The sequence below is a fragment of the Mucilaginibacter frigoritolerans genome, from assembly GCF_007830615.1.
In the GTDB taxonomy this organism is placed as follows: Bacteria; Bacteroidota; Bacteroidia; order Sphingobacteriales; family Sphingobacteriaceae; genus Mucilaginibacter; species Mucilaginibacter frigoritolerans.
In genome coordinates this window covers 627685-641362 of the sequence record NZ_VLLI01000001.1, presented here as the reverse complement: position 1 = coordinate 641362, position 13678 = coordinate 627685, and the positions used below count along the sequence as shown (strand labels likewise).

The window sequence follows — 13678 nt, the reverse complement described above, 5'->3', positions numbered from 1 at the left end:
CAATTGGCATTAGTTTTTGGATGATAAACTAATGTGTTAAAATTCTGTTACCGTGCTTTTAGCTGTAAAGATTAAATAACGTAATCAGTCCATTTTTCGTTACTGCTATTTGAGGCCACAACATTTTCAATAAATGCCATACCACGGATACCATCTTCAATCCCCGGAAAATCTAACCATTCTGGCTTTGGTGTTTCGTTATTTAATTTTGCCTGCAAGGTCAAAGCAAAATTGCGATACAGGTTCCCAAATGCTTCCAGATAACCTTCAGGGTGACCACCCGGTGTACGGGCATTATGCGTTGCATAAATAGATTCCCTATCAGTATAATTTGCACCGGCTCTTAAAGTTTGCGCCGGTTTATCTAACCATTTTAAGGTAAGGGTATTTGGTTCCATCTGCTCCCATTCCAAGCTTCCATTTTCGCCATAAACACGAATTTTAAGCGCATTTTCCTCACCGGCAGCTACCTGTGATGCGGTTAAAACACCTGTAGCGTTTTCTTCAAAACGTAACAAAATAGCGCCATCATCATCAAGCAATCTGCCTTCAACAACAGTGTTTAATGATGCGTTTAACTGGACAATTTTTAAACCAGAAATATATTCGGCTAAATGTGCAGCATGGGTTCCAATATCGCCCATACAGCCACTCTTTCCTGATTTGGAAGGATCGGTTCTCCAGGCAGCCTGTGCATTGCCCTCTTTTTCAGAAAGCTTACTCAACCACCCCTGAATATACTCTACATAAATCTTTCTTATTTTTCCTAATGATCCGCCTTTAACAATCTGCCTGGCTTCTTTCACCAATGGATACCCAGAATAAGTATGCGTTAATAAAAGCATCAGCCCGGTTTCTTCAAGCTTTTTTCTTAACTGTTTAGCTTCATCTAAAGTAAAAGTGATGGGCTTTTCAATAACTACGTTAAAGCCATATTCAAGTGCCAGCATTGCCGGAGCGAAATGCACAAAATTTGGCGTTACTATAGTTACAAAATCCATTCGCACATCAACAGGAAGTTTACTTTCAGCAACTATCATCTCCTGGTAACTAACGTAAATCCTGTCTTCAGGTAAATAAAGCATACGTCCGCTTTCCTGCGCAACGTCTTTATGCATACTTAGCGCACCACAAACCAGTTCTATCTGGCCGTCCATATTGGCGGCAATTCTGTGAATAGCTCCTATAAAAGCATCTTTCCCCCCGCCTATCATTCCCATGCGGAGTTTTCTATGACCCATATTTTTGTGTTAAATTATTGATTTAGTGAATTATTGATTTAAATAGATAATGAATGATAAAATTATTGATTTTTATTGGTTCCAATCAATAATTCCATCATTCAATAACTCAATAATTATTATTTAGGTCGCCCAGGCCTTATCGCCTTTTTTGTATGGCAAGTTACCGTCATAGTGTCCCGGTACGGCTATGTAGCGTAAAGCTTTGGTAGCACCAATTTCTGATGTAAAGTAACCCAATAGGGTCAACTCTTTCATCATTCTGAAATAGTGGTTAGGCAATTCAATCGGTTTATATTTATCATCACCTTTATGTGCAATTTTATCTGCATCAAGCTTTTTATTTCTATCGGCAGTAAAGGCTTTTTGTTCTTTGTCTAAAGCCACTAATAAATCAATGCGCTGTGCGGGAGTCAGATCCAGGAATTTGCTGCTATATTGTTTTTTTCCGGCGTCATCCAATTTGGTTAAGCCTTCCAAAAATATTTTCTGATCGGCAGGAGTATAGCAATCACGTACCATTACAGCCATAAATTGGCCTACATTTGCCGCTTTTGCACCTGGTGAGCTGGTTGTGGGTAATATAGTATCAGCCACCTCATTTAAAAAGGCAACATGATCTGTATCAAACAAATCGCTTACCTGCGTTGAGGTTGATTTACATCCTGAAATAAAGAATTCAGCACCTATTACGGCACCACCCATTAACAGGGCAACTTTACCTATGGCGTCTCTTCTATTCATTTTATTTATTGATTAATGAATTACAATTTATTTTTTTGAATTAGCGGATTATAACGTCCAGCCTTCCCTGTACTGGCGTTTAACATACTGGTTAACATCATCAAAGTTGGTTATTTTCATGGCCTCGTTATCCCAAACCATTTTAATGTGACCGCCTTTAAGTTCATGCCCTCTTACAGCCAAGTTAGCCATTAAAAGCGCTTCTGTTAACGGACCAGCAACATCAAATGATGAGCTTAGCTGAGTTTTACCATAGCCGGCTAAACAACCTTCAATCCATTGTCCGTAATGACCATTTGATTGTCCGGGAACACGTGCTATTGTTTGTGGCACTTTAACTTCTGTTGTACGCGAAGTTGGCAATAATAATGGATCAGCTGAATATGTGCTGGCAATCATTTTACCCTTTGTACCAATAAACAATGTTCCGTTGCCATCATCGCCAAAACGTTCGTTAGGACCTAACTCTTCAGGTCTTTCTGGCTGAATACCACCATCCATCCAGTGAACAGTTACATCACCTTTGGTTTTGCTGGTTTTAGGAAAAGTTAAAGTAATATGGCTTGACGGAGGACAGCTATCAGGGAAACGACCTTGTTTAAACTCACCAACATAAACCGTACCTACACTAGCTTGTACGTCTTTTGCATATTGTAAGCCAAGCACACGGAATGGAGCCTCCACAAGGTGGCAACCCATATCGCCTAATGCACCTGTACCATAATCCCACCATCCGCGCCAGTTAAATGGAACCAGATTATCTACATAATTTTTTTGCGGAGCCGTACCTAGCCATAAATCCCAGTCAAGTGTTGACGGAATATTAGCCTGGGCAGTAGGCCATGGAATACCCTGAGGCCAAACAGGGCGATTAGTCCAGCAATAAATGGTATGAACATCACCAATAATATCAGCATCATACCATTCTGCTAACTGGCGAGTACCATCGTTTGATGCTCCCTGGTTACCCATTTGGGTTACCACTTTATATTTTTTAGCCGCTTCTGTTAATAAACGGGCCTCGGCAATATCATGCGTTAATGGTTTTTGTACATAAACATGCTTGCCTAATTGCATAGCATGATAGGCAACGATGCCGTGTGTATGATCGGGGGTTGAAACAGAAACGGCATCAAAGTTTTTATGTTCTTTATCGAATAACTTGCGCCAGTCTTTATAATAGGTAGCTTTCGGGAACTTTTTAACACTTCCGGCTGCTCGTTCATCATCCACATCACATAAGAATGCCATTTCGGCTTTCCCTGTTTTATCGAAGTGATTAATATCGTCAGCACCTTTACCGCCAACACCAACGCTGGCAATAATTAAACGGTCACTTGGTGCTGTGTAACCTTTACCACCCAGTACAAAGCGGGGCACAATCATAAAGCTTGCAGCAGCAATTGTTCCGGTTTTCAGGAAATCCCGCCTGGAAGGGTTTGACATTTTATTGTCCTCTTTTTCTTCAGCCATGTTTTTATAATGATTTAGGTTAGATATTATTCTTTTTTAATTGCTCTACAGCATAATTTGCAGCCCTGGCAGTCATAGCCATGTAAGTAAGTGACGGATTCTGACATGCTGTTGATGCCATAGCAGCACCATCAGTAACAAACACGTTCTGTGCATCCCAAACCTGGTTCCAGCCATTCAATACTGAAGTTTTTGGATCACGGCCCATACGTGCTGTTCCCATTTCATGAATACCTCTCCCCAAAAAGCCATTACCGCTATGAGTTTTAACATTTTTAACACCAGCTGCTTCCAGCATTTCTTTGGCGTCGTTCTCCATGTCAATTCTCATCTTCTTTTCGTTATCTCTAATCTCTGCATCAAAAGCTAAAACAGGTAGTCCCCATTTATCTTTTACTGTTTTATCTAGCGTTATTTTATTATCATGATATGGTAATGTCTCACCAAAACCACCGATACCCATTGTCCAGGTTCCTGGTTCGGTTAGTGCATCTTTAAATTGGCCTCCAATATTCATCTCGGCAATATCACGGCTCCAGCCCTCACGGCCACCACCACCCTGGTATCCGAAACCACGGATATAATCACGTTTTTCACCATTTAAGTTTCTGTAGCGCGGGATATAAATACCATTAGCCCTTCGACCAAAATAGTATTTATCTTCAAAGCCTTCAACTGTGCCGGATGCTCCAACTCCTAAGTGGTGATCCATTACGTTATGACCCAGCTCACCACTGCTACTACCCAAACCGCCGGGCCAGATATCAGTTGCTGAATTCATTAAAATCCAGGTACTATTAAAAGTCGATGCATTAACGAAAATAACCTTTGCAAAAAACTCATAGGTCTGGTTAGTTTCTGCGTCCAATACTTCAACTCCTTTGGCTTTTTTGGTATCTTTATCGTAAAGTATTTTAGTAACAATTGACCATGGGCGAACGGTTAAATTTCCGGTAGCCATAGCAGCAGGTAAAGTTGATGACTGCGTACTAAAATAGGCGCCAAACGGACAACCTAACCAGCATTTATTACGGTACTGGCAATTTGTACGTGCATAATGCGGCACGGTAATATTGGCAGTACGTCCGATAACAAAATTACGGGTCTCTTTATAATGCTCCTTAAAACGTTTAGCAACATCTTTCTCCACAACATTCATTTCCATAGGCGGCATGAATTCACCATCAGGAAGGATCGATAAACCATCTCTGTTGCCAGAAATACCTGCAAATTTTTCAGCGTAACCATACCATGGTTCCAAATCCTTATAACGGATAGGCCAGTCTACACCGATTCCATCCTTAGCATTGGCTTCAAAGTCGAGCTCTGCCCAACGGTATGATTGCCTGCCCCACATTAATGAACGGCCACCTACGTGATATCCCCTGAACCAGTCAAAACGTTTAACTTCTACATAAGGGCTTTCTTTCTCGTTAACCCAATAGTCAAGGTTGGTTTCATTTAAAGGATAATCGCGTTTCAACACCGGATAATCTTTGATCATTTCCTGTGTACGCCCTCCCCTGTGAGGAAATTCCCATGGATCTTTGTTAGCATTAACGTAATCTTTGATGTGCTCAATGTTACGACCACGCTCCAACATGATGGTTTTTAGTCCCTTTTCGGTCAGTTCCTTTGCAGCCCATCCACCCGAAATTCCTGAACCAATGACAATGGCGTCATAAGTATTTGCAGACATATTTTAATTAATAAAATGGTTTATAAATTTATATTATCGGTTACTCCGACTAATGTATGAACAATAAATTACTGAACAAATATTTCATTGTGTTTTTTTAACACAATAATGGATTTACAGTTGATAAATGCATTTTTCTTTCTATTTTGTATAAACTTTTTTTAAGAAAAACGGCGTTTAAATATTCCCTTTTTGCATTTCGCCAACAGCATAATCAGCTGCACGGGCAGTTAAAGCCATATAAGTAAGTGACGGATTCTGACATGACGTTGAAGTCATGCAGGCACCATCGGTAACAAACACATTTTTACAGGCATGTAGTTGGTTCCATTTGTTTAATATGGAACTTTTAGGGTCGTTACCCATACGCGCACCACCCATTTCATGAATATCCAAACCAGGTGCCTGATGATTGGTTGACGGTTTGATATTGGTAAAACCGGCAGAAGTAAACATCTCCGTTAATTGTTCGATGTAATCCTTCTTCATCTTTTCATCATTGTCATCATAATCAACTGATATTTTGAGTAATGGTACGCCCCAATCGTCTTTAAGTTTATTATCAAGCGTTACAAAATTGCTTTCTTTGGGAATGGTTTCGCCCATCATATGCGAACCTACATACCAGGGACCTAAATTGCCTTTTACTGTATTTTCTTTCAAGCTGGCACCAACACCATCGTAATTGTGCTGTTTAAACCGGTAAGCGCTAAATCCAGAAGCATATCCTCGCAGAAAGTCTGTTTCCTGTTTATAAACGTTTCTGAAACGGGGAATATATCCGCCACCTGCAGGGTTGCGTCCGTCGGTAGTCCAATCTTTAAAACCATCATATTCGCCACCAATATGGGCCGAATAATTATGGAATGCAACGTATTTACCCAATACACCACTATCATTACCCAAACCATTTGGAAAGCGGTCCGATTTAGAATTTAACAAAATCAAATTGGTATTTAATGCCGCAGCGTTTACAAAAATAATTTTTGCATAATATTCAATGGTTTCCTTTGTTTGGGTATCAACAACACGTACACCTGTGGCTTTATTCAGTTTATCATCATAAATAATGCTTTCTACCACTGAGTGTGGTCTCAAGGTTAATTTGCCTGATCGCAGAGCCCATGGCACAGTGGATGAATTTGCGCTAAAGTAGCCCCCAAACGGGCAACCACGTTGGCAAAGCGTACGGCTTTGACATTGGGTACGCCCCTGGTCAATATGTATTTGATTAGGCTTTGATAAATGTGCACACCGCGCACTGATTACATACCGGTTTTTGTAATTAGTTTTAATGTGATTGCTGAAATAAGCTTCAACATCATTTAAAGGATATGCAGGTAAAAATTCACCATCAGGTAATTCAGGAATTCCATCGCGATTACCAGATATGCCTGCAAATTTTTCAACGTAGCTATACCAGGGATCAATATCTTTATAACGAATAGGCCAATCAACAGCAAAATCGTCTCTTGCCGGGCCCTCAAAATCGAAATCGCTCCATCTTTGAGTTTGCCGTGCCCACATAAGCGATTTTCCGCCCACCTGGTAGCCCCTAATCCAATCAAAAGGCTTCTCCTGAACATAAGGATGCTCTTTATCTTTCACAAAAAAATGAGCCGCATCTTCACCAAAGGCGTAGCATCTGTTTACTATAGGGTTAGCTTCCTGCACATCCATCGGCAAAACACCATGATGCGGAAACTCCCAGGGATAAAGATTTGTTGTAGGATAATCTTTAACATGCTTAACATCCCTTCCACGTTCAAGCATTAGTGTTTTTAGCCCCTTTCCGGTAAGCTCTTTCGCTGCCCAGCCGCCACTCATGCCCGAGCCTATTACAATTGCATCAAACGTGCGTTCTTTAATGCTATCAATATTTAAGTTGGCCATAGTTACGTTTGTTTTAAATTTTTAACCGGAAAATGTGCATTATACCTTCCCGGCACCAACTCATAAACAATTTCTTTAGTCATAAAGTACTGCGAAGTAGTATAACCAAAAAGTGTTTGTTGTTTAATAGCCCAGTAAAAAGCAAAAAGCGGGTTAGCATCTACCGTTTTTTGTGGTTTGGTATTTCTGCCTGCAGGGGTTTTAGCACCACCTGCTTTTTTAGCATTCTGTTCAATTTCAACTAAAACAGCTTCTCTGTCTTTTATATTCAGGTCACTAAAAGATTGGTTATATTTTTTTTGCACCACATTGTCAAATTCGGTTAGGCCTTTAACAATGGTTAATTGATCTTTTTTGGTATAACAGTCATCCAGCATTTTTAAAACAAATAGATGTAGGTTTAAATCCTTTGCACCGGGAGTATTAGTTTTAGGAATGATGGTTTCGCAAATGTCACCTATTAGTTTCTCCTGATCTGAATTGATATTCAGATGTTTCAAAGCTATTGCAGGAGTACCGCTGTTTTTTAAACATGATGGAAGTAATACTGCACTGCTTACAACCAAAGCCAGATTTTTTATAACCGCGCGTCTGTTCATTTAATTAAGAAATTAGCATTAAACATGTACAATTAACATTTATTAATATTCGCAGTAAATAGCCTATGAGCTAATTGGTTTATATTGCTTCTTTAACTAAAACTCAAATTGAGAGGTAATCTTACTAAAACAGAAAAGATTTAAAACAATATTGAAAGTTAAAATAATACTATCAATAACCCCAATTTTTCATGATTTGTAAATCAATTTTTACACAATCAACCGGATCTTTTCCCTGGTATGATTCCTGCTCAATAATAAACTGAGAAGTTCCTCCTTTTTTACGAGCAAGTTTTAAAGTTTCTCTTACCGGTAACAAGCCCTGACCAAGAATAGTACTTTCGTATCCATGTCCCATCTCACCATTGGTGGCTGATTTAATTTCATCTTTAATATGTATTAATTCAAACCTGCCAGGGTGTTTGTTGATGATATCAATTGCAACACCACCGGGCAATCCAAACATATTACCAATATCCAGTTGCTGTGCAACTAATAAAGGTTCAGTATTAGCAAGTATGTAGTCGTATAAGTTACCGTCGCCAATTTTAGTGGTAAACTCAAAATCGTGGTTATGGTAACCAAATTTCATCCCGCTAGCTTTACACAATTCTCCACATTTGTTAAACTGCTCCATAAAATATTTAAGACCATCCATATCTGTACGTAAGCTTTCATCAAGCCAGGGGCTTATCACATATTTTTGACCCACAGTAGCGGCATCCTCAATAGTATATTTCCATTTATCGGTAAAATCCCCTTTTGCCTTATCCCAATCCTGAGCAGTCATAACGGTATGTCCGCTTGGCATTTGCAAATCAATATCAGCTAAAAGTTTCTTAAACTCCTTTGCTGTATAGCCATAAAATTTACGGTCGATATAGTTGGCATGCTCTACATGACGCACACCACCGTCATAAAGCTTTTTTAAAGTACCTGAAGGATCTGTCTTCATGGCATCCCGAACCGTATAGAGTTGAACGCCCAAACGTTCAATTTTTTTAGGGTCGGCAAATAAATGATCGGGCATAAGCGCTGCACCTGCAACTACCAATGTTGTATTTTTTATAAACTCGCGGCGTGAATGATTCATAAATTGATTAATTTGTTGCTGTTGGAAACACGGGAAACAATAAGGTATTATTACTTACAAAAGCCAAATGCTTGCTATCTGGTGCCCATGACGGGGTATTGATAGTGCCTTGTCCGCCATATAAATAAGCTATGACTTTTATTGGGCCGCCACCTACAGGCATCATTCTTAAATAAACATGCTTATAAAAAGGATGATCACCTGCTGCAACTTCTGTTTTCAGGAAGGTGATAAATTCAATCCACTTCCCGTCAGGCGAAATATGGGGGAACCAGTTATTATAATCGTCATTTGTAATTTGCGTTTGTTCGCTGCCATCAGCCTTCATACGCCATACCTGCATCAAACCGCTACGCACCGAATTAAAATAAATATACTTCCCATCTGGTGAATATTCAGGTCCATCATCCAAACCAGGAGTTGTTGTTAATCTCACTTCAGGGCCACCGGCAGACGGAATACGGTAAACATCATATTCTTTATCTCTTGAACCGCAAAACACGATGTATTTACCATCAGGAGACCAACCATGCATGTACGATGGCCCAATCTTGTTCATCCGGCGAGGTTGCCCACCTGTTGCAGGTAATACCCAGCCAATTGAATTGCCTGTACTATCACTACTGCTTATTGCAAGCCATTTTCCATCAAATGAAATTACATGATCGTTATTATTATGAATAGCAGAGCCTGTATTCAATACTGTTGGCAAATTATTTTTAAGGTTGAAAGTATAAAGCAAACCATCGCTGTTATAAAGCAGATTTTTGCCATCTTTCATCCAGTTAGGGGCTTGTAATGATTTAGGAGATTGATAGATTATTTTACTGTTTTGAGTTTCAAGATCCAATATTTCAATTTCGCTGCCTAAATATTGATGGTAAGGAACAAGATCTTTACCAGCAGGAACCACAATTCTTACATTGTTAAATACAGCTTTTTCGGTTACATCCGGGTTATGGGCGCAAATAAACAAACCCACATAAACGTCGTCACCCAAATCAACATCACTTATTTCTTGTGAAACAAATAAATCCCCTTTGCGGGCGACTGACATGGTGTAAGTATTACCTTTTCTTTCTAACTGAATAACATCAGCAGAGGTCAATTCAAATTTCTTTTCTTCAGTAGCACCTCCAACCGTTCTGCGAAATTGCAGAGAGGTCAATCCTGCTCCATGAACTACGGCACTGATATGTTTTGAGTTTGAATCGGGCGAGGTACGCACCATCCATCCAAACTTGCGGTGTTCTTCAATACCCTTACCAATAAATGCTGCATTGGTACGCAATATAAAATCGCCTTTCATACGTTTCCAAACGAAATGAAACTCATCATGATTGCCCCAGATATTTGTTCCTGACCCCGATAAATGATACTCTTGGGAATTACTGTCATAAGAGCCACTTCCTGCGTGTTTAACCTTCCCTATATCACTCTGATCATCAAATATTCCTATCAGGTTACTTTGCGCATGAAGTTTTATGCCAGATAAAAAAACAGCACAAAAGAAAAAAAATCGGTAAATTATTTTTTTGCTCATTGGGTTTATTGATTCTTAACGGTTGTAATTGGTTTACTAAGGTAAAAATTACATTTGTAAAAGGAATAGTGTTAATGTAACAATATGTATTCATCACGTACTCATTTTATAATTAGTACATAAAATAAAACGTCCCCGGTTTTTAAGCCGGGGACGTTGTTTATGATTTTCTTATAATCTGTTTTATACTTGTTCAGCAATAAAAGGAACTTTTTCAGCTGCTGCAAACTGCTTTTTATTGGCTACCGGTACAGGGCAATATTCCAAATAAAATTGTTTTTTAGAATCACGATAAGAACTTACAGCACCAATCAGGCTTAAAAATTTAATATAATACCATGCCGTATCAATTTGATACGGTTTAAAACCCGAACGGGCACTGTTTGGAAACAAATGATGATTGTTATGCCACTCACCTGCTACAAAGCCAGGCCATATCTGGTTAATTGACATATCATCACGGTTATAATCAATTCCTTCGCGACGCATATCCTTGCCTTTACCATGCCCTTCATAGTTAAAAGTACGTACGCCTACGGCCCAAATGCCAGCAGCTCCAAAAATTGCACAAACCAAGGACGGCCCGCCTATTAAAAAGAAAACGGTAAACCAAAAGCCCCAGTTAAGAATAATACTCAGAATAGCGCGACCCGGATTTGCTACCGAGCCCCATTTCTGGTATTGCTCATATGTATTAGGTTGTACACCTGTATGATCCATCATGGTAACACAACGATTATAATCTTTAACACTCATGTTACGGGCAATGGGTTGATGATTTACATCAGCCAAAAAACAATATAAAAAACCGCCTTGCGCATTATATGGATCACCCGGCTGATCGGATAATGCATGGTGCACGTGGTGAGATATTGCATAAATCTCTTCCGGAATAATTTTAAGTGTAAGATTCTGCGTGATAAACCGCCAGAATTTATTTTTGAATTTATACGCTCTGTGTGTGCAATATCTGTGATGCCAAATGGTACCATGTGTACCCATCACTATCATTCCATACACAAAAGCAATAATTAAGCCTGTTATAGAAAAATATTTAAAGATAAAGAGGAATAAAAAAGGTGCGAGGCACAAAACTAACAACCAGCTTACAAAGGATAACCAGTTCTTTTTGTTTTTAAATACATTTAAGCGTGAAAAAAATTCGCTGGAGATTTGGAAATTACTGGGTTTAGTAAAGTTCCCGGCAGGGTCTCTCCAGCCATAGACAGGCGGTTCGAGCACATTTTTTAAAAAAGTCATTAATTAGAGAGGGTATTTAAGTTTATATTGTTTGTATATAGTACGCTTTAAATATAACTATATTACATAAAGATGACAATAAATAATTATTAAGGTATTCTACAGTAATGTTAACGTAACAAGGAGGGATTTAGTTACGCATAAGCTTTTACCAGTGGAAGGTTAAAATAGAAAGTGCTCCCTTGTCCCGGTACCGATTTTACAGATAATTTGCCACCATTAAGCTCCACTAATTCTTTACAAAGCAATAAGCCTATGCCTGTGCCCTTTTCGCCTGATGTTCCTGAATTTGAGAAATGAGTATTTAAGTAAAATAATCTGTCAATTTCATCAACAGTCATTCCTTTGCCGCTATCTGTTACATTAACTATTAGGTCGTTATTTTCTATAACAGTAGTAAGCATTATATTTCCGGTTTCTGTAAACTTAATGGCGTTGCCTATCAAATTACGCAAAATCACTTTAAGGTGATTTTCATCTGCATAAACACCCCGGCCGGGATATGCCTGGTTTATAAAGTCGATTTTTTTTAATTGCAGATCATGAGCAAATGTTTGCTCCATCTCCAAACCAAGCAAGTAAATATCAATATTTGACGAATGAATGTTCCTCCCTTTAATCTGGCTACCAGCCCAATCCAGCAAATTTGAAAGGGTTAATTCGGCCCCTTTTATAATAGGGCTTATATCCTTCATCAATTCTCTCACTTCATTGGCAGAAAGGTAGTTTTCATCAAACATTTCAATTATATTACTCAGGTTGGCAACAGGTGTGCGCAAATCATGCCCTATTACAGCCAGTAATTTATCCTTAAGGCCATTCACTTTTTGCAAATTGATGGTTTGAATTTCAATCAGTTGTTTTTGATCCAATAACTCTTTATGCTGCTGCTGCAACTTACTACTCAATATTTTTTTCTGTTTATAAAAATAAAAGGTAGCACAGCAAATAGTTACCAAAACAACCAGCGACATCATCAATATCTCTATCAATACATATTGCGATTTTATCTTCGCTTTATTTGTCTTATCTTTTTCTTCCATTAATGAGATATTGTTCATTCTGGAATTTAGATCGTAATAATTCTGTATAAGCTTAATTGTCTTCAGTTTGGCAACATTGTTTAAGCTATCCCTTATTACATTATATTTTGTTTGCCAGTTTAATGCTTCCTTTAAATCATTTTTTAACGAATAACTATTAATGATTTCCTGATAGGATTTATATGTTGCATCTATTACCCCAATCTTATCAGCAAGAGCCATTGCTTTTAGTGCATTAGAGATAGCATCGTTATAACGACCATTATTGTTATAGACACGTGCATATTCTATATAAGTATAAGCACGTAAGCGCAGATTATTTACCTGTGCACTTTTCAAAAGCGCCGTGTCATTATAAGCTATAGCTGCGGTATAGTTCCCCATTTTATTATAAATGGAGCTTAGGCGACTATATAAAACTGCAATATTATTATTATCTCTTACTTTCTTATTTAACTTTAATGAGAACATTGCAGCTTTAAGAGCCTTTTTATAATCTTTTTGTTCGCTGTAAACATTTGCTTTTTCGCTTATCACTTTAGCAATGCAAACGGTATCGTTGCCGGCATAGTACATAGCTGTATCTAAATAGACTAATGCCTCTTTGTATTTTTTAAGATCAGCGTAAGTACGGCCAATAGCTTTATAAGCATCCGAACGTTCGAGCGGTCGGGTTTTAGGAAAATAACTAAGCGCGGACTTTAAATAGAATAAGCTAATTGGGTAATATGACTGCGACCAATATATCAAACCTATAGTTAAATAACTCTCTCCTCTGCCGTAGGCATATTTGGCCTTTCCAGCAAGCAATAAAGCTTCTGAGGCCATTTCACGGGCAGAATCGGGCGCTGAAAGATAAATATTATGTGCGGTATTGTTTAACCTGTCTATTTTAACCTTTGAGAAAAACGAATTTAACGAATCATTTTTCGATTGATTTTTTTGGGCAATGGAGGGAAGGGTAAATATTAGAATTATAAATAATATTATTATGAAGCCCCTCATGAGTATTAATACGATAAAAGATGCAATATTTGTTTCGTTTTCATCAGCTAATTTAATTAAAAGCTTATCGTTTAAAAAGCATTCT

At 38.4% G+C, this 13678-nt stretch carries 10 protein-coding genes; all 10 read right to left on the bottom strand.

From position 1 onward, the window contains the following. Positions 1–71 precede the first annotated feature (71 nt). On the bottom strand, positions 72–1241 hold the full coding sequence (locus JN11_RS02675) for a Gfo/Idh/MocA family protein (protein ID WP_211360618.1): 1170 nt from the start codon (positions 1239–1241) through the stop codon (positions 72–74). A gap of 123 nt (positions 1242–1364) precedes the next feature. Then, positions 1365–1985 carry a gluconate 2-dehydrogenase subunit 3 family protein gene (locus JN11_RS02670; RefSeq protein WP_144909351.1) on the bottom strand — a complete coding sequence of 207 codons (621 nt, stop codon included), beginning with the start codon at positions 1983–1985 and terminating at the stop codon, positions 1365–1367. Between the two features lie 48 nt (positions 1986–2033). Next, positions 2034–3458 (bottom strand): Gfo/Idh/MocA family protein, encoded by a 1425-nt coding sequence (locus tag JN11_RS02665; protein ID WP_144909349.1) that lies wholly within the window; start codon positions 3456–3458, stop codon positions 2034–2036. A 19-nt stretch (positions 3459–3477) separates the two neighbouring features. Beyond that, entirely contained in the window at positions 3478–5157 is a 1680-nt protein-coding gene (locus JN11_RS02660) for a GMC oxidoreductase (protein WP_144909347.1), read from the bottom strand. A 177-nt stretch (positions 5158–5334) separates the two neighbouring features. Then, the gene (locus JN11_RS02655) at positions 5335–7050 is read right to left on the bottom strand and encodes a GMC oxidoreductase (RefSeq protein WP_144909346.1); all 1716 of its coding nucleotides are present in this window, start codon (positions 7048–7050) and stop codon (positions 5335–5337) included. A 2-nt stretch (positions 7051–7052) separates the two neighbouring features. Next, positions 7053–7649: a gluconate 2-dehydrogenase subunit 3 family protein gene (locus tag JN11_RS02650; protein WP_144909344.1), complete on the bottom strand. Its 597-nt coding sequence runs from the start codon at positions 7647–7649 to the stop codon at positions 7053–7055. Positions 7650–7821: 172 nt separating this feature from the next. Then, positions 7822–8742 carry a sugar phosphate isomerase/epimerase family protein gene (locus JN11_RS02645; protein ID WP_144909342.1) on the bottom strand — a complete coding sequence of 307 codons (921 nt, stop codon included), beginning with the start codon at positions 8740–8742 and terminating at the stop codon, positions 7822–7824. A gap of 7 nt (positions 8743–8749) precedes the next feature. Continuing rightward, positions 8750–10285, bottom strand: coding sequence for a TolB family protein (locus JN11_RS02640; protein ID WP_144909340.1), 1536 nt, complete (start codon positions 10283–10285; stop codon positions 8750–8752). Between the two features lie 183 nt (positions 10286–10468). Continuing rightward, positions 10469–11545: a fatty acid desaturase gene (locus JN11_RS02635; RefSeq protein ID WP_144909338.1), complete on the bottom strand. Its 1077-nt coding sequence runs from the start codon at positions 11543–11545 to the stop codon at positions 10469–10471. A gap of 134 nt (positions 11546–11679) precedes the next feature. Further along, positions 11680–13593, bottom strand: a complete 1914-nt coding sequence (locus JN11_RS02630) for a tetratricopeptide repeat-containing sensor histidine kinase (RefSeq protein WP_144909336.1) — start codon at positions 13591–13593, stop codon at positions 11680–11682. Between the last annotated feature and the right edge of the window lie 85 nt (positions 13594–13678).